Below are 24,077 nucleotides of genomic sequence, written 5' to 3' on the forward strand. Positions count from 1 at the left end.
TTAAAGATTCCTTTCGGTGTGAATCGATTTATTTAAACAACATCGGTGCGAATTCCGACAGATAGATTCTCCAGTTGGACCATGTATGTCCGCCGGTACTTTCACGATAGGTGTAGTCAAAATCGTGTTTGTCCAGCTCATTTCGCATATCCACGACACTTTGGTACAAGAAATCATCCGTACCACATGCAATCCAATACAGCTCGGGGTCAGCAGCTTTTAAAGCTTCAATCTGTTCTCCTCTTTTAGAATGATCGACCTCGATTCCAAAACGACTGAGATCAGCAAAGCCCATGCTCATGACACCAATGTAATCGAACAGCTCAGGGTTTTCAAAAGTGGTGTTCATGGTCTGTAAGCCGCCCATACTCAATCCCGTCAAAGCACGGTTTTCTTTATTGGGCTTTACTTTATAGTGTGATTCTATATACGGGATCACATCGTTGACCAAACTTTTTTCGAACATCATATTGGCCATGCCTCCTGCGGGTTGCGTTGAAGGTTCCAACTTAGGACTTACCGTCAAAGCCGCGGCCTGGTCCGGGTTGCCATTGGTCATCACTACGATCATAGGTTTGGCTTTTCCTGAGTTGATCAAATTGTCCAAGATATGGTTGGCAACCCCAAGGGTTGGCCATGCCTCTTCGTCTCCACCTCCACCGTGCAATAGGTACAGAACAGGGTAGTTCTCGTTGCTGTCGGCATACCCCGGTGGTGTGTACACATACATTCTACGGGTTAGATCCAAGGTCGGGGACTCGTACCAAACTTGGTGAACTGTGCCTTTGGACCCTGTTTTGGCCCAATAAAGTTCGGAGGCTTTCCCAGGAATGTACAACACGTTTTCTGTTCGGAATGTGCCGTCACGGGCAACCATCAAATTGGCGGTATCCAACGTATTGACGTCATCTACGACAAAAGTGTAGCCATAAAGTTCTGGCTCCAACGGTCCGACCGTGGTGGACCAGACACCGTTTTCACCTTTGGTCAGCGCTACGGTCTTTCGGGTCATGGCCATTCCCTCGCCTACCATTGGCATCCAATTGCCGGATAAGACCACCTTTTCCGCCTTGGGCGCCTTAATTCTAAACGTTACCGTGTTATCATCGGCAATTTCGGGAGAGACCAGTCGCTCCATGGAACCTACTTCTTGACCAATGGCCGCTAATGGCAGGGTCAAGATTACCAACATCAATTGAATGCGGAACCTACCTAGTTTGTTTACTGTTTTTTTCATCCTGATTTTGTTTAGTTGTTGTTTATGTGTTATTGTTATTGGGTTGATTTTTACTTACATCCGTTACGGTCAGCCTAGTAAAAATCAAATCATCCCTGTGAATGATATCACTAAGATATGGTAATTTTTTTATTGTAACATTCTGTTACAATAAAGGTTTGGGATAAAAAAATGAAGCTATTTCTGAAGGGGTCTGAAATTACTTTAAAAGTCAATGGGTTCAAAAAAAGAAAAACTATCCTATGGAAGTTATCCGGTATGCCGATACATAAAGCCGAGAAGGCCACAACTCAACGGAAAGGTAGAACAATTGCATCCCAAGGACAAATAAAGAGTTTTATCAATTACTGGATTACCCTGATGATCTGAACCTGAGTGGACGTTTGCTCTCAATATTGAACAACTTGATGTAATATATCAGTTTACTAAAGATCTGGGGCTTGACATGTTTGAAGAAATAGATTTCATCCTCCTTCGAAGGAAATGGCTTCTCCGCCATGATCCAGTTGATCCAATTGGCCTTCAAATTCCGACAGCAGTTTTTGATATTTCATGTCCATAATCTTTAAAAAGTACCCCGTGAGCCATTTGTAACTTTCATAGGTTGGACATAGACCTGGTCTTTGGTTTTTATGAACTCTTGTGGTTTCCCCTACAAAGAGTGGAATTAAACTCAAATTGAACTAAATTTTAATCATAAAGCTATGCCAACATCCATTTTTATCATTCAAACAAAACTGTTTTAAACTAATCAAAATCAATGGGGTGTTGTATTTCACAAGCTTGTTCGGGTCAAAAAAATCCTTTACAGATCCACTTTTTTACATTTTAGAGCCAACTCTGTTAAAAATCAGATTTTTCTTGTTAATTATTCGTTTTAAAATTTTTTACTTTAAAAGACCATTTTGAAACTGGAAGGGCATGAAAAGATTTGTGGAAACCGAAATTGCGACCATGTGGATAGAAAAGGATATACTATTCTTCATTTGGAAAGAACAAGCGTATATAGATCTTTCTGGTGCAAAAAAAGTCGTCGCACAAAGAATAAGGTTACAACAAGGAAAGCCCTATCACATTTTGTGCAGTTTGAAAGGTCTTAAAAATGTGGACAAGGATGCTTGGCGATACTTGGCAAATGAGGGGACAGGATTGATCAAATGTCTCGTGCTAGTTGCAACCACCCCTTTGGAGCAGGCATTCTCCAAATTTATCATTACCAAAATATCGACTGTGTCAACTCAAGTGTTCGAGGATATAAAAGAAGCTGAGCGGTTTATTGTTCACAATCTCTTAAGCGCAAAATCTAAATAGTATCAATATAAAATTTTAATCATGGACCGACCGGAAAACAAAAAAAGACTGGAAGACATTTTCTCCCAATTGGTCAAAATCTCCAATGGGAATTTCTCGTATCAGATCAATCGGTCGGACAATGATGATATCTTGGAAGCTTTGACCTTTTTGACCAACAGTGCCAGCGAAGAAATAAAGGATGCCTTTAGGCACCAAGCATTCGTCAACCTTCACAATTCCTACCACTTAGTCGTTCAAATGTTCTTTGAAATCAACGATAGTGGCCAGATAATAAAAACGAACTATAAAGTGGAAGAATTGCTAGGATATGATAAAACGGCCTTGCTTGATACTCCATTCATTAATCTATTGACCAATGATTCCCGAAAAGGATGGAAAAAATTATTGAAGGAATTGAACCGTTCCTCTATTTCGGAAATGACCGTAAACCTGACCTTTATGGAACAATCGGGGTTGGAGCTACCTGCTCATTGCCATATCATTCGTTTTCTGAATAATACAAATAATAAAGAAAGAACCATCATAACCAGTTTTGATATGGTCCAAAATAAAGGAATTAAGGAAAGAAAGATAAAAAAGAAGGTAGAGCTACAACTGCAGGATCATAAACTTCTATCTAAAAAGATGGACAAAGAAGAGCCTCTCCTCAATATGGTCGACTTTGATAACCTAAGAAGGGTAAAGGATTATATTCTGGACAATTTGGACGAACCCTTGCCATCAATAAAAACCCTTGCCCAATTATGCTGGACCAACGAATACAAATTCAAGAGGGGGTTCAAGGAATTATATGCTATGACTCCCTTTCAATATCAAAAAAATGAGCGACTCAGAAGAGCCCATGTTTTGATAGAACACTCCAATAAGACCATCGGTTCCATCGCAAAAATGGTAGGATTTAAAAAGGGTAACCATTTAGCCCGAGAGTTCAAAAAAAAGTATGGATATAGTCCCACAGCATTGAGAAAATCGTCAAAATAATCCTTCTCAGAGCCAAAATAATCCCTTAGGGATCCATCACACTCCTTAATTTTACATTGTAAATCAGATAGTTACAATGTACAGTGTAAAAAACATAAAAGCTAAGGGGGTCATCGTAGAGCTGATATGCTTCCTATATGTTTTGCTTTTTGTCTATGCGGCCACAAGCAAACTGATGGACTTTGAACAGTTCAGGGTACAATTGGGGCAATCTCCAATATTGACAGCATACGCAAATTGGGTGGCATGGCTTGTTCCACTTGCTGAATATATGCTGGCCATACTATTATCAATGAAATCCACCCGATATAAGGCTCTTTTTATGACATTGGGCCTGATGACCATGTTCACAACCTATATCATATTGGTGCTGAACTTCAGTGACTACATCCCTTGCTCCTGTGGGGGAGTTCTGGAAGATTTAGGATGGACGGAGCACATTGTATTTAATCTGTTCTTTTGGGTGCTTTCCATTATTGCCATCCTACAATTGACAAACTATTCAACCCGTAAACCAATCTCAATATGATGTTGAACAATGTTTACATAAAACTACTGGGAACCATTGTAATGAGCATCGGCCTTATGGTAATCCTGTTCCTTTCTTCAGAAGAACAGGTGCACCGCAACAATGCTTTCATTCGAAGATTCCCTCCACATCCTGTCATCAAGGAATATGACATAGACCTAGGGTTCAATTCCTATTATGTCGCAGGTCTTGGGAAAGATATGGTATACCTTGGTAATTCCACAGCCCCCCTCCACCTCTTGAAAATCAATCTGGCCACAAGGGATACGGCACATGTTAAATTAAAATTGTCGAATACGGACCTTCCTTTTAAAAACGTCCATGTTCAAGTACAACCGCCTTTTTTCTTTGTGTTGGACGGTTCGATTCCTTATATATTCCGTGGTTCGACCAACAACTGGGTGGCTGGGCCCTGGATGCGTAACGAAGCATATTTTACGAAATCCTTGGTTCTCGACAGTAACAGGATTTACATAAAAACCATGCAAAACGATACAAGAACGGTCACATTGGGCCTCCTTGAAAAAAGGGATCATTTCTCTGTTGAGCTGCATCCTGAGATTCTACAAAGACAGATTGATGGAGTTTTCGATGTCGATGGCATCATGCTAACGACCCCTGATAAAACCAGATTGGGATATGTTTACTTCTATCGTAACCAGTTCATGACCATGGATTCTCGGTTAAAAACCTTGAAACGACAACAGACGATTGACACCGTCAAAAAAGCCCGAATTGAGATTGCCCAACTCGATCGATCCAAAACATCCAAAATGAAATCGCCACCCCTCGTGGTCAATACCAAGGCGACCATGTACAAAAACTTTATGTTCATAGCATCGGATAGACTCGGTAAAAATGAGAATCGGGAAATTCTAAAGGTCGCTTCCATCATCGATGTTTATAACTGGAGTGATGCTACCTATAGATATAGCTTCTACCTCTATCATATGGGAAAGGAAAAGGTCCATGGGTTCAGTGTAAATGATGGCCGTCTAGTGGCCTTGATTGACAATGCACTCTCTGTCTACAATTTTAGGGAAGGGTTTGTGGACCACACTCCCTATGGGGAACAAGAAAATATTACTGGCCAGTAACGGGAATGCGATCGAAAACCCGTAAAAGAGAGTAGATCATAGTATTAATTTAAATGTTATCATTATGAAGTTTAGTAAAACAAAATTTCTGATTCCAGGGTTGGCTGTAGTACTTGCTGTCGCAGCCAGCGCCTTTACGACAAACGATACAGTAGATGAATCTTTTGTCCAAAATTACATCAATAGCCCGGCCCCATGCCAGGAAGTTGAAGATAGCTGTACCCTGCAAGGTACACAGGAATGTACCTATGAAACCGGTGAATATATATTCGCCAAAAATGGTACTGTTTGTGACACGCCACTGTACAGGCAATAGTTTGTTTTCATAGTTAGAATGGGAAAAGGAGCCGATAATGGCTCCTTTTCTTTGACTAATTCAAAAATCTAGGGGAACGCTTGCTCCATTATCAGGAGACAATGTCTTAAATGACCTGCATTGCGGGAAAATGAATCACTTTCCAGGGAAAGTTCCAAATCAGTTTTCAACGTGGTATACGCTTTCATAAAAAGTCCCTTGGCCTGTTCAGAATATCCAAAGTTGCCCAGTTTGTCCGAGTGGCCCATCCCTTCCCCGATTACCTTGACCAATAAGGCTATAAATCCTTTTTGTAGCTCCTGACGTCGACGGTCGTTGATACCTTTTGTTTGGAAAAGCGTTGTTTGAAAACCTATTAAAACCTGTTCGGTCAAATCCCTAAAACCCAGGGCTTCCTCCATCCACTCCAATCGTTTCATTCGGTGCGGTCCGAACAGTTTCAGTACAAGCTTTTGTTGGTAATCCATCAATTCATCTGGATGAGTGGAAAACCGATTACCAATAAGGAAATTGGGATGTGTCAACCAATGTGGTGGGTTAATCACATGTTCTATAAAAAAAGACAATGCTTGCTCTTGGTCCTCCCTATCAATGGGGTTGTACACTCTCCCTTGTTGTCCAAGGGACCTGTACTGAATCGAATAACCGCCAACCAAGCTCAAAACATGTTGCATCTCCCCATACCATAGTTCCAATGTCGCTGTAAACCTTCTTTCCAGAACTGACCTGTCCATTTTTCCACTGCGGTACATTTCATCCAGTATTTTCATCACTCGTTCCATATTCTTCAGGCCCAAACGCGTACTTTCAATAGGATCGTCATTGTCCATCACATTATTTAGGGTCCCTGGTCCGACCCTTTCATATTGATTGAGATTATATCGGTACCAGGGTACACTGTCCTGTTGCCGTACCAAGTGTTCCAGTATGGGAAGTTCATCGCTCGACCGCCGAACATTTTGAATTTCCCGGTATCCCCATTGAATGTGGTATTGATCCATGGGACCTACTTTTTGGATAAGCAATGAAGGGGGGATTCTATCCTCGGGCTGGACCACATAATTGTGGCGTGCATAACCCATAATACTCGGGGTATGTCCCATGGTCTTGAGCCAATCCCTATCCCTTGTTTTTTCAATAGGATAGGCGTACTCTCCAAAATTGGCATCCTTGATACCAAAGGCATGACCGGCTTCATGAGCGGTGATATATTGTAATAGTTCCCCCTTAAGGCTATCTGGTACCAGGTATTGTCGGGCCCTGGGGTCCAAAGGCGCACAACGGATGAAATACTGATCCACCAAATAGGCAAAAGTGCCTGCCAGAATAATATCGGCTTTGAGAATCTCTCCTGTCCGAAAATCCGTGATTTGGTGTACGGTGGAGCTGGATCGCCGCTCCTTTCGTACGCCTTCATCCATATTCCATCGTATCATCGATCGAGCCATAGCATTATCAGGAATGAGGGTATCCTTTGAACCTAGCTCCTTAATAACCAAAGCATTCTTGAAACCAGCGGCTTCAAAGGCCGGCTCCCATTCCAATATACCAGCACGTATATAGGGTTTCCATTTTTCGGGGATGGCCCTATCCAAATAGAAGACAATGGGTCTTTCAGGCTCACTCAACTTTTGGGTTTTGTCTTTCTTTTCCAAACGCCAACGCATGATACTCGCTACTGCAGGCTTTGGATTATGGTTCAGGACATCCGTTATGTATTCACCAAAAAAGCCCATACGATGGTCAAACAATCTGGGCTTCATGGGCTCGGGCAACAAATAAAAACTGAAATCCGCCACTGTGCTGATGCGCTTACCATTTTTTAGTATTGTTCTTTTTGTACTGATGACCACTTCCTTGTCCAAATTATACACTCCATCAACATAGGATCGTTGTCTATCCACTGATTCTTGACCGTTGCCCTGCCACGAAATCGAGGCCAGAAGGACAAAATCGGTCAAATCCACTTGTAGGTAGCCCTTTTGGCGTATACTGGATTCTATCGGAAACCGTCCCAAAATTGGGGTTGTTCCATTCGCTCCTTGTGGAATCAGCACCCCGGCAAGGGAATATACTGGAGGAGCCTCCAATACTAGGTAGTCAGCTTTCTTGGACCATCTGACCTGGTATTGGTCCGATGCCCCATGCTTGACTAATAGCATCGGTTTTCCCAGTGTGTTTTCGTCCAAGGTCATTATAAGTCGCTCTCCTTCTAAATGTCCCCTTAGTTTGGAATCGGTCTGCCCCATGATGGGACAGACCACTAGCCAAACAATCACAGAAAACAAAACATTCCTGTTATATATTACAAGTACCTGTTTTACCTTGTTAAACAACAATCCGTTTGTATTTCTATCAATATCCTTCATTCTGGGGCTCTAGGTTGGGGTTGAGCAATAATTCTGATTCCGGTATGGGCAATAGTGCATCCGTATGCTGCCAATTGGGCTTTATTGGGGCAAGTGTCCCATCTATTCTTCCTGTTCGCTTTAAGTCGAAAAAACGATGGCCCTGTTCCGTAAAGAGCTCCACCTGTCGTTCCCTCTGAATGGCATCCAATAAGCTGGCTCGATCCGTCGATGAGATCATGGAGAGACCTGCCCTTTCCCGTAGCATATTGATATATTCCATGGCCAATTCCATATCCCCTGATTGTACGGCGGCCTCGGCTGCAATCAAATGGAGTTCTGCCAAACGAAAAAGAATGGAGCACTCCTCCGTGGTGGCCGTATTGGTATTTACTTTGTACTTATAGGGGTAGTACCATATCTCGGTACCATCCGAAACAGAACCGACCCAATTTGTCGAGCGTGCATCCCCCGCCTCAAAACTGTCCACCAACTGATTGCTCAGGGCGGAATAGGGTGGTGGTCCATCGGTAAAAATAAAGGTAAAGGCCTCCTCTGTATTGACCCCATCGATCCCTGAATCCAATTGCCACAACGTTTCCTCACTATCGATTAAAAACACTTGTGCTACATCCGCACTCAATTGATACCCTCCATTTTCGACAACCCTTTGTGCTTCCTCCAACGCCCCAGCCCAATTGCCTTGATAAAGGTAGACCCTGGCCAAAAGTGCTGATGCAACCCAATGGTTCGGACGGAATTTGGTCCCGGAATCCATGGGCATGTTCGATTTGGCCTGTATCAAATCATCAATGATCTTTTGATAAACCATAGCAGCTTCCATACGGCCCATGGTACTGTTCACCCTATAGTCCGTACTTTCCACATAGGGGATGTCCCCGAACAGATTGGTCAAGTAAAAGTGGATGAAGGCCCTTAGAAAATGAGCCTCGCCCAAAAAGCGTTGCTTATCCTCCAATGAAAGGGCCGTAGAGGCACTGACTCCTTCCAAAATACTATTTGATGCATGGATCAGGGTGTATCCTGAATTCCAAAAGCCCTGTACATAGCCATCCGTGGGAAGCACATTATTTTCTTCATAGACTTCGATGGATTGGAAACTGGGGTTGTATAGATTAAGCTCGTCCGTATAGTGCCCTAATAAATAGGTCAACCCTGAGGTCGTTCCACTGGTAAAGGCAGAATTTCGCAATTCACTGTATATATGTGCAAAGGCAGCATCCACAGTGGAAGCATCTTCAAAAACCACTAAGCCCGTCAATTGATTGTTGGGAGGATCGACTTCGGTAAAATCCTCGCAGGAAGTGATTATCATAATCAAAATGCAAAAAGACCACAAAGGTATTTTTCCCATAAATTGAATTGTTCCTATAACTGATTTCATGGTGTTATTTTTAAAATTTTAATTGGGTTCCTAGACTGATCATTCGTAAGACGGGAGGGCTTGACATGGACTGTGTCTCAGGATCCAACCCCTTATACTTAGTCCATGTCCAAAGGTTCTGTCCCCTTAGAAAAAGCTCACAGCCAAACCCATGCTTATCCCTATTGGCCAATTCATAAGAAATGGATAGGGTCTTCAAACGTATATAGGAGGCATCCGATACCGAGGCATCACTATTGGAATACAGCGAATGTGCCGTCCTGGCCTCCGAATCCCGTCCGGAGGAAAATCGTTGTATAAAAGATTGATCTCCGACCGTTTGCCAACGTTCCAATACCTCAGTGGGTTGATTGGTCATTCCTCCGGGTATACCGGTTGAATACCGGTAATTGTATCCCTCCTGTTGGGTAAACTGCAGCAGTATGTCCAAATGGAATTTTTTATAGGAAACTTGATTGGCAAATCCACCAAAAAATTTTGGTCCAAGGTCCTTGACCACTTGCCTGTCATCAGGGGATGAAATTATACCATCTCCATTGAAGTCCTCAAACTGATAGAGTCCTGTCTCAGGGTCGACACCATTGAACTGATACAACTTTACAATGTTCAACGGTTCACCGATCACCAATTGATTCGCATAGGTCGAACCTTCCAAATCGGGAAAGGACACCAACTTGTTCTTGGGAATTGTAATGTTCAGTGAAGTGGACCAGCGTAGATTTTTGCTATCAAGGTTCACTGTGTTGAGCAGCAATTCCCAGCCCGTATTTTCCACGGTGGCATCCAAGTTCCCTTGTATGGACCCAAAACCAGTGGTTCCGGGCAAGGGGATTCCCACCAATTGATTGGAAGAACGGTTCTTATAATAGTTGCCGCCGAAAACAATGCGGTCATTGTAGAAACCAAGATCTAAGCCAATTTCAAACTTCCTGTTGGACTCCCACCCAAAATCGGGATTGAACAGTCGTGTCGGATACAGTCCCACCATATTCTGATACTGTGTACTACCATAGGAGTAGGTGTCCAAATATTGATAGTTCCCGATTTGGTCGTTCCCTGAAGTCCCATAACTTGCCCTTATCTTTCCAAGGCTCAACTGGGGCAATGTTTCGGATATAAACCCTTCCTCGGAGAATACCCATGCCGCTCCCAGTGCACCAAAATTTGCAAATCTTTTGTTCGGCCCAAATCGACTGGAGCCGTCCCTTCTGCCCGTAGCGTTCAAGATATACTTTCCCTGATGGTTGATGTTTACCCTGCCGAACAATGCGTTGTATCTGTAGACCTCTTCCACATCCTGTAACGGGATGATAGTTGAGGCGGCGGCCAGGTTTTCTATCAGGCTGTTACTGGTAAAGCCTTGTCCATTCTGCGACAAGCGATTATCCGTTTGCTCTTGAAAGGTCAGCCCTGCCAATACTTCCAATCGGGTATTTCCAAAGTCATGGCTAAAATGCAATTGGGGCTCCACGATCCAGGAAGTGCGTTGGGATACATTGTGAATGGCACTGGAATATTCCGGACCTACCCCATATGCCGGATCATATATGGTGGAAGGAATCGTCTTCAACTCCTTGACATGGCTTTCCGTATAGCCCAGATTGGTGGTCAAGATCAAATCATCAAAAAGGCTATACTTAAGGTTCATATTACTGATAAGGTTGGTCGAATTGGACTCATAGAATCCTTCCAAATGACGTAGGGGATTGCTCCAAGTTGAATCCGCCCAATTGAGCGACCCGTCCTCATTGACCAGTTCAGGGGCATTGGGGGCAAGGCCGGTTGCCGTTAAGACCAGCCCTGTTGCCGGGAGATTGTTCGTGTTGGAGGTATATCCCGTGGAGAGTTGAAGGGAGAGCCTATCATTTTTTGAGGTATGGTTGAGATTGGCCAAAACGGAAACCTTGTCGTTGGCATAGCCCCCATAGTAGACATTGCTTTGTCTATGATAGTTTCCACTGACCAAAAACCGTGTCCGCTCACTTCCCCCCGACACAGAACCTTGTACATTGGTCAGATAGGAGGTTTGACCGAACAATGCTTTTTGCCAATCGGTATACCTGTTTTCATCCCAAGTGCCATTGATATCATAGACGTTGGAGGGCAGCGGTTCGATACCATCATTGGCATAGGCCTCCCTACGCATGGCCAGATAGTCTGGTGTGTGCAACAGGTCCAAGGTATTGGAAACACTTCCCATTCCTGTCAATATATTGAGTTCAAAGACGGTTTTGCCTGCCTTTCCCTTTTTAGTGGTTATCAGCACCACACCATTGGCGCCCCGGGAACCATATATAGCAGTGGCATCGGCATCCTTTAATATCTCGATGCTTTCAATATCGGAAGGGTTCAGGTTGTTCAATGGACTGATGGCCCCTCCGGTAATAACGCTGGAGGAAGACTGTTGTTCCCCTAAGCTTGATGAGGAAAAGGGAACCCCATCAACGATATAAAGGGGTTCATTGCCATCGGAACGGATACTGTTCCTTCCTCTTATCCGAATATCGAATTTCGATCCCGTGACCCCAGAGGTCTGGACAATTTCAACTCCGGCAGCCCTTCCTTGAAGTCCTGCCAATGGGTTGGAAATGGGCTGTTTTTCAAGCTCGACGGATTGCACCTTGATGATGCTCCCGGTTCGTTCCCGTTCGGAGACCGTGTAATAGCCCGCATTGAGGACTACTTCACCCAACTGGGTCACTTCCTCCTCCAAGGCAACAAGAATTTCTTCCCTACCCGATATGGGAACGGTAAGGGTCTCGAAACCGACTATGGAAAAAATCAGCACATCATCAGGGCCTGCATTAATGGTAAAGGACCCGTCCAAATTGGAAATGGCCCCAATATTCTTGGATTCCACCACAAGGTTCACCCCGGCCAGGGGAATCCCCGAAGTATCGGTGACGGTACCGAAAACGGTGGCCTGTGGCGGTTCCAAGACTGTGCCCGCCTGCATATATAAGGCACAAAAGGGCATTAAAAAGATATAAAGGAGCATGAGTAGGGAGACCCTTCGCATACATATTGATAATTGTTTCATTTTGTTGAGTTCGTTTGATTAAAATGTCAGTTGTCATTACAATACCAAAGGACAATGGACTATCCATAGGTCATCATGTACACAGCCCCAAAAGTCACGGCAAAGACGTAACTCCCAAAAAGGCATCAAGGTTCGGGCATAGGCCACCCTGTCCAAGCAGTAATCGTACCTGGAACTAGGGTTCCTTAACTAAAAAAGTATGATTTCGTGATAGGGCCGGTTGCCCAAAAAGTGTATCTGTTCAATATGGGACAAAAAGATAGTTTGAACCGGAAAAAAGTGTAGCGTGCATCCCATATATAGCCTTAAGGATTAAATGGGACTCTTTGGTTTGATTGGGTATAACCGTTCAGCAACCGAAGGCCCATCAGAAAAGAAGCCAATGCCATGGATGATGGTTGTGCAAAATAAAAAACTCGTTTTCATATCGATTAATTGAAAACGAGTCTCTTTTAGTATATAGAGCCCTAAAACTATAGCAGGGCCCTATCAACCGCACCGCAAGGTTCCGACGCCTATCAGAAACGGAATTACGATAGGGCCCTCGGTGCTATAGCGGTACGAATGTACACAAAATATCACCTTGGGCATTAACCTACCGTCTCGCTCTGATTTACAAATTGTCGGAATTCGCAGTCGAGACTCTTTGTTAATACCTGATTTTCGAATCTATTCAAGATATAGTTTGTTATATATCAATTATAAATAGATTTTCACATACAATATTAGTAATAATATTTTATTTTTTCTTATAAATATTATAGATATTCTGATTTATATCACATTATATGTGATATTTGATTGATTGTCAACAGCATAGAGTGATCTTAGATTGAATTTTAAGAAATCAATCATGCTATTATGGCTAAAAAAACAGATAAATCAGAAGAAAAAAACTCAGCCAAGTTCGAGAAAAGAGTAAATCCATATACTCTGCTAGAATCTCTTAGAAATCTTAAGTCTCGCTTTGCGACCGGGGATGTGCAATCGATGAAAGAGGTTTCCGGTGCTTATGCTACCGGAATGCCTTTTGCGTTGGGCATAAGCTATGAAACAATGATTAATCGATATCACGATCCTAGGAAGTTAACATTGGAAGATATACTAAATACCGCTGATATTACAAGTACTGAATATGAGACAGTAGTGAAGGTTGCGGTCCGTGAAGCAATAAAAAACCATACCAAAAGGGATATCTCCAAACTTCTACCAAAAGAAGGGGAAACTGCTGGATAGCAGAAGGAGCCTTTTGAATTGCGGCCTGCCTTATTGATACACAATTCCCTTTTTAACATTTCAGGTAAGATTTTTAAAAAGATCTTATATATAACACTAAATATTGTGAAAGCATAGGAAAAAATGGACATCACCCTTAAAGAACGAATCCTGACATCGAATCTCTTCGAATCTAGCGTCGCCCCTTTGGGGTGGCAGAAACCACATCCAATTTTTATAAATTTAGAAATCAATTATTTAACACCTTAATCTTAAGGGTATTCCCGATAAGAACACGGAAAGCAAAAAACAACTTTTGAACACATTTTTTATGTGCTTATCTAATTTTAAAAATAATAATTATATCTGTTTTTAGGAATCTTTCCGGTTTATTTGTTCAGAAATGAAGAATACATCCAAACTAATTTTTCTTGTTCCCTAATATAATCACTCATTAGTGCATTTGTTCCTTCATCATCAGCATCCGAGGATAATTTAAGTAATTCTCGCTGAAGTACAATTATTGTTTGTAAAGAAGCTAAAATGTCTTCGACTGCTGTCATTCCATCACTAACTTGTACGCTTTCCTTGATTTTAGAAGTTACCCGATAATCTGCATAATTATGCTTTGGCGAGTGTCCTAAAGTTAAAATTCGTTCTGCAACTTCATCCATTTTCAAAAGTAGGCCATTGTATAATTCTTCGAATTTTAAATGTAGTTCAAAGAATTTCTCACCTTTTATGTTCCAATGATGGCCACGAGCATTTTGATAGAAAATTGAATAGTTTGCCAAAAGTTCATTCAATTTTTCAGCTAAGTACTTTGCCTTGTTTTTATCTAGTCCGATATTATTTCTATTGTCCATTTTTATATTTGTTGAGGTTATTTTTTATTTAAGAGCGAATTTTTCCAGCTCTTGGTTGAACTTCTCCGCCTCTTCCACGAACAGGGCATGACCGCTGTTCTCAAACTTCACCAAATAGGAATCTTTGATGCCCTTATTGAGTTCCACGGCAAACTCAAATGGGCATAGTTTGTCCTGGGTGCCTTGGAATATGGCTGTGGGAATGTTGATCTTTGAAAGCTCAGGTCTCAAATCAAGGTCTTTTAAAGCACTGATCGATTCCGTGACCGCATATGGGGATGCTTCCAAATTGATGTTCTCCAACCATTTTTTTACATTTTTGGATATATTGCCCTCTTTGGCCACAAACGCACTTCCAAGTCCAGCAATCAAATCCTCCCTTGCTGTCATGGTTTGTGTTATCAATCCGTTCGCATCCTCCTCTGAAATACCGTATGGTGATCCCTCTCTTTGCTTCCATGAAGGTGCAGCAGCACCAAAAAGGGCCAGTTTACCCGCGTGCGCAGCATCATATTTTGTAACATAATGCAGCACTACCGCTCCTCCCATTGAAAATCCGCCCAATGTGGCATTTTCAATTTTTAGTTTGTCAAGAACTACTTTAATGTCATCTGAGAATACATCAAAGTCATATCGTCCATAAGGCTTGTCCGATTTTCCAAAACCTCTCAAAGTAATACCGATTACCCGGAACCCTTTACGGCTTAAATATTGGTATTGGTACTCGTACATGGCATCACTTAGTGGCCATCCATGAATCAAAACGATCGGTTGTCCTTCCCCCAGATCGGTTACATGAAGTTTTACTCCTTTTTCCACTTCGATGTATTCCGCCCTGCCCGCGGAAGCTGCTGTTCTTTTGCTTTGTGCCATAAGGCTGTTAGTGAAAAGAGAGACTAACATTAAGATTGCTATAATTGATTTTTTCATTTTAGTGTTATTTTGAATGTTATTATTTGAGTGATGGCGTAATTTGAAGCGAAAAGGCCCAGTATTCAGGCACTTTTCGCTTTGGATGGCCCTTTCCTTTTTAAACGTTAATGAATTCAAGAATGTCTTTGTTGATCGTAGCCGCTTCAGTGGTTGGCATACCGTGGGAGAAACCTGGGTAGATAATCAATTTTCCATTTTGCAGCAATTCAGCAGCCTTTACCGCAGTAGTCTCATATGGTACAATTTGGTCATCATCGCCATGTAATACAAGGACAGGAACCGTGACACTTTTTAAATCTTCTGTAAAATCCGTTTCAGAAAATACTTCGATACAATCGTACTGGGCTTTAATACCACCCATCATTCCCTGTCTAAACCAATTATCCTGAACTCCTTTTTTAATTTCCACACCTTCACGGTTATATCCAAAGAAAGGGATGGTGATGTCTTGGTAAAATTGGGCCCTGTTGTGTTGTGTATTGTAACGAATGTCATCAAAAACAGCCAATGCCACACCGTTTGGATTGTTTTCATCAGCAATCATATAAGGGGTAATGGCACTGATCAGGACAACTTTTGCAACTCGGCCCTTACCATGTTGTGCGGCATATCTAATAGCTTCACCGCCACCTGTTGAATGACCTATATGAATGACGTTCTTAAGGTCTAAGAACTCTACTAGTTCCGCTACATCGGCAGCATACGTATTCATGTCATTTCCTGTGAATGTCTGGGTTGAACGCCCGTGACCACGTCTGTCGTGTGCTATTACCCTATAGCCTTTTTCTAGAAAAAACATCATTTGGGCATCCCAATCATCTGATGATAATGGCCATCCATGGTGAAAGAAAATAGGTTGTCCTGTTCCCAAATCTTTGAAATAAATTTCTGTTCCGTCTTTAACTGTAAACTTGTTCATAATTTTTAGATTTATTGATTACTATTATTTTGATACAGCAAAGTTGCGGCTAATGAAAAAGGTAAACATTGGACTTATTCCTTCTTGAATTGCACTTTTTCCCCTTTCTTTAAACAACGGGTGCATTTCAACCAATAAAATTTGTTCAGGAAGCCTTTTTCGATAAAAAAAGCACAGGAACAAACCCGTGCTTTTTAGTATTTCCTATGTGGTCACTATTAGAATTGACTTCTAAAGGAAACTGGGGATAAACCGGTGTGTTTTGTGAAGAAGCGATTAAAATAGGCATCGTCTTCATAATTGAGGCTGTAAGCTATTTCTTTGACCGTCATTGTGGTATGAACTAAAAGTCGTTTGCTTTCAAGAATAATTCGATTCTTAATGATCTCGTTTGGTGAACTTTTACTTATTAGTCCTATTTTCTTACTTAGGTTTTTGGGCGTCACAAATAGCAATTCGGCATAATCGGCAACTCGGTGATGCGTTTTATAATGTTGCTCAACCAACTTGCTGAAGTTTCTCAAAAATTGAACATCGGCATCTTGACTGATATCTGCCAACTGATGCTGCTGCTTCCAAATTCGTATCGACTTTAATATCAGAAATTTTAATAGCGTACGAAGCATTTCTTCTGTACTGCCATCCTCATCTTCCATTTCCGATTGGATGTCGTGGATTATTTTTTGAACATCTTGGGATTGATCTTCATTAAGCGCTATGAAAGGTATTTCAAAAACATTGTTGTACAGAATGCCATCACAGGCCACTTCCTGGTCGTGAATTTGAATACAATAAAAATCCCTATTAAAATGTATTAATTGTCCGGCCACAGTTTCGCATGGCTTTAATACCACTTTTGGATTGATAAATAATAGCGTATCCGTATCCAACTTAAATTCCTGAAAATCCACTTGGATGATTGCTCTCTTGGGAATGAATAAAATTTTGATATGGTCCTCTATTGAAGTAAGAGACCTTTCTTGTAAAGCCGACTTGCTAAATTCTAAATTGCCAAATTGTTTAAATGAAAATTCTTTTAGCATCTTTCAACTTTTGTTAGAATCCAATTATATGTGTTGGGTCCTAATTTACTTTCAAAATAATTAATAGGTAATGAATTTTATTTTATTAGACAATCTTAAGGGATTGGATTAAGTCGTTTTTGAATTCATATTGATAGGTCAATATAACCGGACTACCAGGAAAGCTACCTGAAATTTCGGCCTTCAAAGTTTTTTCGCCTTCCGAATATCCAAGCGGTTTCATTCTCACTTGATATTCTTTGTTGGCTTTTTCAATCCAATTCTTTATTTCCCTTTTCCCGTTGTATGTCCTCCCTTCGTCAAAGACTACAGCTGTTTCGGTAAAACAATTGGCATACCTTGTGCTGTCAAAGTTATCTTGCGCTTTAACTAAATCCGATATTACTTTTGGTAAGTTCATTTTGTTTATTTTAATGATTATTGAATTTAAATGGTCGGAATGGTTCCGCCATCGATAACAAATTCTGTTCCTGTCAAATAGTTGGCCCTGGGCGAAACTAAAAATCCGACCAATTCCGCAATTTCTATAGGCTGTGCAGGTCTGCCAATGGGTATTCCGCCCAGTGCATCCATTACGCTCTGTTTAGCTTCTTCTATTGTAATGTTTGAACTTTCTGCAATGCGTTCCATCATTTTTTCAGAAGAAGAAGTCATGATCCAACCTGGTGAGACCGTTAAGACCCTTACTCCTTTTGGCGAAACTTCGTTTGACAAACTTTTGCTGTAATTGACTAAAGCGGCTTTTGCGGCTGCATAGGGCAAAGTAGAATCATACAATGGCAACTTGGCTTGAATAGACGCAATATGGATTATGACACCACTTTTTTGTTCGATCATTTGAGGTAAGAAGCCCCTGTCCAAACGTACGGGTGCCAACAAATTGGTTTGAAGTGTTTCCTCCCAGTCTACATCGCTCAAAACGGAATAACCACCACCTTTGGTTTCCGAACCACCCATGTTATTGACCAAAATGTCCAGTCCCCCAAATTGTCGAAGTATATCAGTTATTACTTTTTGGGTGCCCGCTGGGTTGCTTAAATCGGCCGCTATAAATTGAAGGTTATTATTCGCTGTTTCGGGAGCGTTACGTGCGGTCACGATCACCTTTGCACCTGCGGATAATAAACGTTCAGCGATGGCTTTCCCGGCTCCTTTTGTACCGCCCGTTACCAAGGCTGTTTTTCCTGATAACTCGTTGTTGAAATTAAATTGTTCCATGTATATCTATTTTTAGGTCAAAATTCCAGTATATAAACAGTATAAACAAGTACGGAAAATAGAATTGCATAGGGATAATTTTATCCCCTATTGTGCATTTTGGGACATTGAATTATTTTTGAAATATGTATGAAAGAAAAATTCCATTGAACCTGAATTGTGGTCTCGATCTCATTGGGGAAGTACTTTATGGAAAATGGAAAATCCGTTTGTTGTGGTTCATCAATCAAGGCCATCAACGCCCAAGCCAACTACAACGTAAAATCCCCGATGCCTCCCGAAGGGTTTTGAATATTCAATTGAAAGAATTGGAAGGCCACGAATTGGTCACAAAAAAAATCTATCCCGTCGTTCCTCCAAAAGTGGAATATTCGCTGACCGATTTTGGAAAAACACTTATTCCTGTTATTTCTGTTTTGGGTCAATGGGGTGATGAAAACGAAGAACGACTTCGATCTTTGATTTTGAAAAATCCTTGAATGTAGATACCTAAAAAGGGTAAGGCTACAATGCCTTCCCATAGATTGTCGTCCTTTTGGGCCACAAAAGAGTTTGCTGTCAATGCCATTTCGGAACCATCATCGGAATCACACCCAATAATGAACAACAAGATGAAAAGGAGCAAGTATGGCAATCCTGTGTGTCTCATACATCTTTTTCTTTTAGATGTGAGGATGGTGGTAGGGTTGTTTCTTTTTTGGTATGGCAAGTCTTTTCAGGGGCTAAGTTGCCATTAAAGCCTTTAAATGGGAACTTAATAGGGCATCTTAGATCTAAGAACACATTCCTCTGCTTGATTCTATGGTACCTTTTCAAACTAAAGGCTATTCATTTACAAGAGCATCACCATCCTTTAGTTTCAGTATTAGATATCCATTCCGATGGACGGGTTCCTCCTCTTACCAAGATTCCCAAGCTTTTCCAAAACATAGCAGCCTATCGTCCAGTAACCAGAAAAACGAATTCATTTAACCAGGGTCAGTTGCCGGGAGTGGGCTATATTTGGGGCCTTATCTTTGACCTTTTCCATTTCGTTCGATAGATGGGTAAGCGTAGCGATTCCATGGCCGAGCTGCGGTTTCTGTATCAATGGAAAGTACTGAGCTTTTTTCATTTCCATCATAAAACGCAACCGGAGCTTTTGAATGGAAACCTCTTTGAGCATATCTTCCGATACAAGCTTTGCATCCACTTTTTTAGCATCTCTTATTCTCGTCCATGGAACACTCTGGGAACCATGAATTTATGGTTTTGAACCACTTGCGCTAAAGAATCTTTAAAAGTGAATGGTTCATGCCATTGGTTGAAGAACGTCATGTGCATTTAAAGTCTTGCCAACAGAAATATTTCCGATTGGTATGTTCCTGTTTTAATTCAACTCCTGCTTTGGCGCACAATTCTTTAATTTCTAAAAGCGTTTTTTCTCCACAATTCCTAAAACCACTTATAACCCGTAACGACAGTTTACCAATATCTGAAACTTTAAGGTTATTCTTCGTTATGGGAAATGTCTTTTATACCCCAAACGCTTTTGAATTGTTATAGAGCACATTTTTCGTTCTTAAACTCAGGTTGCAATCTCTGATAAAAGAATCCCTATCTATTTTTGATGTACTCTTCATATATGCATAAAATTAGTAATATATGAGTAATAAGGGTGTTACATGTTCTTTAAAATTCAGGGTTCAAACAGCTTTTAATGAATACCCGACATACCTTATCAAATCATATTGGTATAAAGGATGAATGAAATAGAACATAAAACCCTTGATTCCAATTTTGACAGTAGTTCTGAAGGTGTTGGATAAAAAAGCAGGATACATAAGCCACCTTCATGTTCTGTTTATTAACAGTCTAAAAGCCAAAAGACATAATCCCGGACTTACTCCAACACAAATGTGGTCACTATGAACCCATGGTCTGAAGGATATGTAAATTGCTTGCCCTTGATAGCCAATGGCTCGCCCATAAAAGACATATAGGTCTCCGATTTCACAGATCTGATATTGCCTTTATAAAAAATATAGTCGATTCTGTGTGAGTCCATTTTCTCCTTGGTATCCCAAGTTATGCCCGGATTTATCCGCGGATTTGGATGAATTTCCCTATAAGAATCCTTTAACCCCAATTCTTCCAATACTTTAGTAGCATTCCATGGCACTACCAACCCGTTGTGAAATTCCTTGGTGTTTTCATCCCAATCCAAATGTGAAGGTGTATTGAAATCACCTCCAATAATCATAGGAACTTTGTCGGTTTCTGCTACATACTTTTTGATATAAGGCAATACATTTTGTACCATCTCATACTTTTTGCCGGTTTTCTCCCACTTGAGCAATTCCTGAACAGACTTACCCAACTGTTCTGGCCTATCTGCCCAAGGCTCATAATGGAACCAATTGGCAAAAACATTTACTTTTTGATTACGGATAAAAACCTCAACACCCCCTAAATAGAACGAATATGGTGTTGTTAACGTCTCTCCCAAGGGATATTTAGAAAAAATAGATAGATTGGTTGATTTGTCATCCAATGGTGTACTCTCAGGAGCACATAAGTGAAAATTGTATCCGAGGTTCTCCGCGATTTGTTTTCCGGAACCATAGGTCTCTACCATTAAAACAATATCCGGATCAACCTCCCTTATAATGTCAATGACATGCTGTAATCCATTCTCAATATCATTGCCTCCATGAAGAATGTTCCATGCCATAACCTTTATCTGCATTTTCCCATTTTGTGCAAAACATGAACCTAGCATACCAATAAAAACAAGGCATACAACTGGGAGAATCTGTTTTCTCTTTAAAATCAAAGTTTTTAAAATTGATGTGGATGATAGTGGTTCTCCATGGCGCCATCTTCAAAAAGCTCAATGATGGTATAGCCTGGTGGAGTCTCGTGGTACCAATACTTTTGGGCTGAATCCTCATCTCCATTTCCCCACCAATACCCGCTCATTGCACCATTACAATAATAATGCACATTGTTATAGACAACGGTATCGAATAAATGCACATGCCCCCCGATGCAATGTATCCTTTTATCGGGATGTTTGTAAAGAATCTTTGTGACTTGCAAAGAATCTTTATGGTTCCCACCCACAGTATGGGTAGAGGCCGATAAAATGGGATAATGTGACATGATCAAAACAGGTGTTCCCTTTGGGAGCTTTGCTAAATCATCCGAAAGCCACTGCATTTGTTTATTGCCCAATGCACCACCCCCATCCACATTACTATCCAAAACGATAAAATGCCAATCTTTTTTATCGAAGCTGTAAAATGTCGATGGCATACCCAATTGTTGCATGGCATACCCTTTACCATACATGGGGTCAACTTTATCAGGTGCCGCCCACCACATATCGTGATTGCCCAAACAACTGTACATCTCATATTCGGAAAAGCGATTTCTGGACGTTTTCCATAAATCCCACATTTCACTGACTTGCTCTCGGCCAATGTCCTTACCATCGGCAGCCATAATACTATCCCCTCCATTCAAGAAAAAATCGATTTTTCTTTCTTTGATTTTGTCAATACATGCATTAAATCGAGCGGGAGCATTGTTGTCCGAACTAAGGTGAACATCCGTAATGTGTGCAATTCTGAGTGACTTTTTTGAACCTCGACCACTATCACTTTGCGCCTTTACCAAACGCGGAAGCATACTGCCACAACCAGCCAAAACCGCTCCTTTAACAAATGTCCTCCGTTTGTTATGATTTTTTTTCTTTTCCATCGTTAAAAGTCAAAAGGAGGCTTTTACCCCTCCTTTTTAAATATAAAATTAAACATCTGAATTATTCCCAACCGAACACTTGCTCCAAATTTGGGTTAAGTGCCATTTCAGGTGCTGGGATAGGTCTGTAATAATGTTTGGGTTCTTGGAATGTTCCTCGTTCTGGTGTTCCCACAACATTGCCACTGGTTCCCTCTGTGAGGTAAACATCCGCATTACTGCCCACACTGCCAGTTCTATAATAAATTAGTGCAACACCATTTTCATTGAGCTCTTTTGGTTCGGGAATAGCATCCTCGATCCCTAAAAGCTGAATATCCGCTACACCATCTCCCGTAAGGTCATACTTGCCCAATCCTGGAAAATACATGCCCACGGGCTCCTTTTCCATCAATTTGCCCGCATTCCAACGATTCAAATCGTCCAGCCTTCTTCCTTCCATGGCAAACTCCACCCTACGCTCTCTTCGTATTTCCAACAAAACGGGATCTGTGACTTGTGGGTAACGTTGGGCCTGCACCGGGTCCGATGAAACGGCCATGTTCAATGGGGGCATTCCTGCACGGCTTCTGATCTGGTTTACCGTAGCATCAAGCACGCCTTGGTTCAAAGTGCCAAGTTCTGCCCTAGCTTCTGCCAAATTCAATAACACTTCTGCATAGCGCAAGACGGGGATATCGATACCTCGCCGAACGTCTATGGAGGGGTCGTTGGCAAAACCTTTGATTTGATGATAGCCTGTGAAGTTTTTCTTGAGTTCCTGCACATAATTGGTGGTTCCGGGACTATAGGTAGCTGTATAGTATAGTTCCCAGCCCGGATAAGCAAAAGTTTGGGAGAGTCTTGGGTCTCTATCTTGAAACTCTTCCACAAATTCCATGGTCTCAATTCCCATCTGTTGGCTGAAATACGTGCCGTCATCCATAAGATATGTCTCCAATAGGTCCCTGCTCATTGACATTTCATAGCTACCGAACAAGTACTGGGGGTCGTCAGTGTTTTTAACATCAGCTTCATAAATATTCGTGAAAATCACCTCTGGGTTCGCGGTTAGATCTTGACTCCCAAAAAGGGTCATGTAATCTTGGGCAGGATTTCCTGTATTATAGATTGAGAAGGGGCCTTGGTCTGCGATATCCTGGGATACTTTTGCTGCCAGTTCCAAGAAATCGTTCGCTGTTCCCTCCAGTCCCAATTCGCTGTGATATTTTCTGAAGGTCCCTTCGTACAATGCATTACGGCTATAATATGCCATTACGGTCCATTTATCAACGGCTCCTGTCGGCACACTTTCCCTAACGTGTTCCATGGCAAATTGATAATCCTCAAAAATATGATCAACAACGGTCTCTCTAGGGTCGCTTGTTTTGAACAAATCTTCAGAGTCTGTTTCAAGTACTTGGTCATACCATGGCACGTTGGAATATCGCTTTACTTTTTCCATATAGAACTGTGCCCTGAAAAAACGGGCGACACCTATGTAGTGATTCTTTACATCCGCGCCGATATCGGCCTTTTCTGCATTTTCCAAAAATAGGTTGATGCTCCTTAAGGCGCCCCAGTGCCAACCCGAAGTAATCGTCTGGGAGTTGGCATCTGTGGTCATAATGGTCTTTATTTCGCGATTACCTGTTGTACCTGCATTATCCGTGGCATCATCGTAGTATATCCCTAGGCCGGGAAAATTATACAATCCATTTACATAGATGGATAAGTCCTCTTCCGTATTGAAGAAGTTGTCGACCCCGATTTCGGTTTCTGGCAAGCGATCCAGAAAGTCATCGTTACAGGCAGACATCAAAATTACCAGTGAACCGGCAAAACCGCCCATTAAAACCCTTTTTATATATTTTCTTGTAAGTTTCATTTGAA

Annotated in this window: 23 protein-coding genes; 7 read left to right on the plus strand and 16 right to left on the minus strand. The window is 41.6% G+C overall.

Translation table 11 applies throughout. The features are described from left to right. Window positions 1-28: 28 nt before the first annotated feature. The 3 genes from J0656_RS01630 to J0656_RS20060 form a co-directional block, all read right to left on the minus strand. Entirely contained in the window at window positions 29-1,237 is a 1,209-nt protein-coding gene (locus tag J0656_RS01630) for an esterase (protein WP_207031036.1), read from the minus strand. A 352-nt stretch (window positions 1,238-1,589) separates the two neighbouring features. Then, a complete protein-coding gene (locus J0656_RS20405; protein ID WP_417946234.1) occupies window positions 1,590-1,736 on the minus strand; it encodes an RteC domain-containing protein in 147 nt (48 codons plus the stop codon). After that, a complete protein-coding gene (locus tag J0656_RS20060) occupies window positions 1,702-1,914 on the minus strand; it encodes a hypothetical protein (RefSeq protein ID WP_237688813.1) in 213 nt (70 codons plus the stop codon). The genes J0656_RS20405 and J0656_RS20060 overlap by 35 nt, the downstream gene beginning before the upstream one ends. 244 nt (window positions 1,915-2,158) lie before the next feature. Here J0656_RS20060 and J0656_RS01640 point away from each other — a divergent pair, with 244 nt between their 5' ends. From J0656_RS01640 to J0656_RS01660, 5 genes are all read left to right on the plus strand, one after another. After that, entirely contained in the window at window positions 2,159-2,548 is a 390-nt protein-coding gene (locus tag J0656_RS01640; protein WP_207031039.1) for a DUF7793 family protein, read from the plus strand. 21 nt (window positions 2,549-2,569) lie between these two features. Then, window positions 2,570-3,532: a helix-turn-helix domain-containing protein gene (locus tag J0656_RS01645; protein ID WP_207031041.1), complete on the plus strand. Its 963-nt coding sequence runs from the start codon at window positions 2,570-2,572 to the stop codon at window positions 3,530-3,532. 76 nt (window positions 3,533-3,608) lie between these two features. Continuing rightward, complete coding sequence (locus J0656_RS01650; protein ID WP_207031043.1) at window positions 3,609-4,061, plus strand: MauE/DoxX family redox-associated membrane protein; 453 nt, start codon at window positions 3,609-3,611, stop codon at window positions 4,059-4,061. After that, window positions 4,058-5,158: a hypothetical protein gene (locus tag J0656_RS01655; RefSeq protein ID WP_207031045.1), complete on the plus strand. Its 1,101-nt coding sequence runs from the start codon at window positions 4,058-4,060 to the stop codon at window positions 5,156-5,158. The genes J0656_RS01650 and J0656_RS01655 overlap by 4 nt, the downstream gene beginning before the upstream one ends. A gap of 64 nt (window positions 5,159-5,222) precedes the next feature. Next, window positions 5,223-5,474: a DUF6520 family protein gene (locus J0656_RS01660; protein WP_262897050.1), complete on the plus strand. Its 252-nt coding sequence runs from the start codon at window positions 5,223-5,225 to the stop codon at window positions 5,472-5,474. Window positions 5,475-5,542: 68 nt separating this feature from the next. On the opposite strand, the gene J0656_RS01665 is transcribed toward J0656_RS01660, so the two are convergent. The 3 genes from J0656_RS01665 to J0656_RS01675 are packed head-to-tail and all read right to left on the minus strand — an operon-like array spanning window position 5,543 to window position 12,267. Then, window positions 5,543-7,843 carry a zinc-dependent metalloprotease gene (locus tag J0656_RS01665; protein WP_207031049.1) on the minus strand — a complete coding sequence of 767 codons (2,301 nt, stop codon included), beginning with the start codon at window positions 7,841-7,843 and terminating at the stop codon, window positions 5,543-5,545. Then, window positions 7,830-9,227, minus strand: a complete 1,398-nt coding sequence (locus J0656_RS01670; RefSeq protein ID WP_207031051.1) for a RagB/SusD family nutrient uptake outer membrane protein — start codon at window positions 9,225-9,227, stop codon at window positions 7,830-7,832. The genes J0656_RS01665 and J0656_RS01670 overlap by 14 nt, the downstream gene beginning before the upstream one ends. 10 nt (window positions 9,228-9,237) lie before the next feature. Then, window positions 9,238-12,267: a SusC/RagA family TonB-linked outer membrane protein gene (locus J0656_RS01675; protein WP_207031053.1), complete on the minus strand. Its 3,030-nt coding sequence runs from the start codon at window positions 12,265-12,267 to the stop codon at window positions 9,238-9,240. Window positions 12,268-13,128: 861 nt separating this feature from the next. Between J0656_RS01675 and J0656_RS01680 the strand changes: the two genes are divergently transcribed. Beyond that, entirely contained in the window at window positions 13,129-13,503 is a 375-nt protein-coding gene (locus tag J0656_RS01680; protein WP_207031055.1) for a hypothetical protein, read from the plus strand. A gap of 368 nt (window positions 13,504-13,871) precedes the next feature. Here the strand turns inward: J0656_RS01680 and J0656_RS01685 are convergent, their stop codons facing one another. From J0656_RS01685 to J0656_RS01710, 6 genes are all read right to left on the minus strand, one after another. Next, window positions 13,872-14,348, minus strand: a complete 477-nt coding sequence (locus tag J0656_RS01685) for a Dps family protein (protein ID WP_207031057.1) — start codon at window positions 14,346-14,348, stop codon at window positions 13,872-13,874. Window positions 14,349-14,372: 24 nt separating this feature from the next. Then, window positions 14,373-15,278, minus strand: a complete 906-nt coding sequence (locus J0656_RS01690; RefSeq protein ID WP_207031058.1) for an alpha/beta fold hydrolase — start codon at window positions 15,276-15,278, stop codon at window positions 14,373-14,375. Between the two features lie 100 nt (window positions 15,279-15,378). Then, a complete protein-coding gene (locus tag J0656_RS01695; protein WP_207031060.1) occupies window positions 15,379-16,200 on the minus strand; it encodes an alpha/beta fold hydrolase in 822 nt (273 codons plus the stop codon). A 218-nt stretch (window positions 16,201-16,418) separates the two neighbouring features. After that, window positions 16,419-17,243, minus strand: coding sequence for a helix-turn-helix domain-containing protein (locus J0656_RS01700; protein ID WP_207031062.1), 825 nt, complete (start codon window positions 17,241-17,243; stop codon window positions 16,419-16,421). A gap of 85 nt (window positions 17,244-17,328) precedes the next feature. Next, window positions 17,329-17,643, minus strand: coding sequence for a nuclear transport factor 2 family protein (locus tag J0656_RS01705; protein ID WP_207031064.1), 315 nt, complete (start codon window positions 17,641-17,643; stop codon window positions 17,329-17,331). 26 nt (window positions 17,644-17,669) lie between these two features. Further along, entirely contained in the window at window positions 17,670-18,461 is a 792-nt protein-coding gene (locus J0656_RS01710) for an SDR family oxidoreductase (protein WP_207031066.1), read from the minus strand. Between the two features lie 125 nt (window positions 18,462-18,586). Between J0656_RS01710 and J0656_RS01715 the strand changes: the two genes are divergently transcribed. Next, complete coding sequence (locus J0656_RS01715) at window positions 18,587-18,940, plus strand: winged helix-turn-helix transcriptional regulator (protein WP_207031068.1); 354 nt, start codon at window positions 18,587-18,589, stop codon at window positions 18,938-18,940. Window positions 18,941-19,425: 485 nt separating this feature from the next. Here J0656_RS01715 and J0656_RS01720 read toward each other — a convergent pair whose 3' ends face one another. From J0656_RS01720 to J0656_RS01735, 4 genes are all read right to left on the minus strand, one after another. Further along, window positions 19,426-19,653 carry a hypothetical protein gene (locus tag J0656_RS01720; RefSeq protein ID WP_207031069.1) on the minus strand — a complete coding sequence of 76 codons (228 nt, stop codon included), beginning with the start codon at window positions 19,651-19,653 and terminating at the stop codon, window positions 19,426-19,428. A 690-nt stretch (window positions 19,654-20,343) separates the two neighbouring features. Continuing rightward, window positions 20,344-21,189, minus strand: a complete 846-nt coding sequence (locus tag J0656_RS01725; protein WP_207031070.1) for an endonuclease/exonuclease/phosphatase family protein — start codon at window positions 21,187-21,189, stop codon at window positions 20,344-20,346. Between the two features lie 92 nt (window positions 21,190-21,281). Beyond that, entirely contained in the window at window positions 21,282-22,205 is a 924-nt protein-coding gene (locus J0656_RS01730) for a metallophosphoesterase family protein (protein WP_207031071.1), read from the minus strand. A gap of 61 nt (window positions 22,206-22,266) precedes the next feature. Beyond that, window positions 22,267-24,072: a RagB/SusD family nutrient uptake outer membrane protein gene (locus J0656_RS01735; protein WP_237688814.1), complete on the minus strand. Its 1,806-nt coding sequence runs from the start codon at window positions 24,070-24,072 to the stop codon at window positions 22,267-22,269. Between the last annotated feature and the right edge of the window lie 5 nt (window positions 24,073-24,077).

This window comes from Flagellimonas aurea, from assembly GCF_017313785.1.
Taxonomy (GTDB): Bacteria; Bacteroidota; Bacteroidia; order Flavobacteriales; family Flavobacteriaceae; genus Flagellimonas; species Flagellimonas aurea.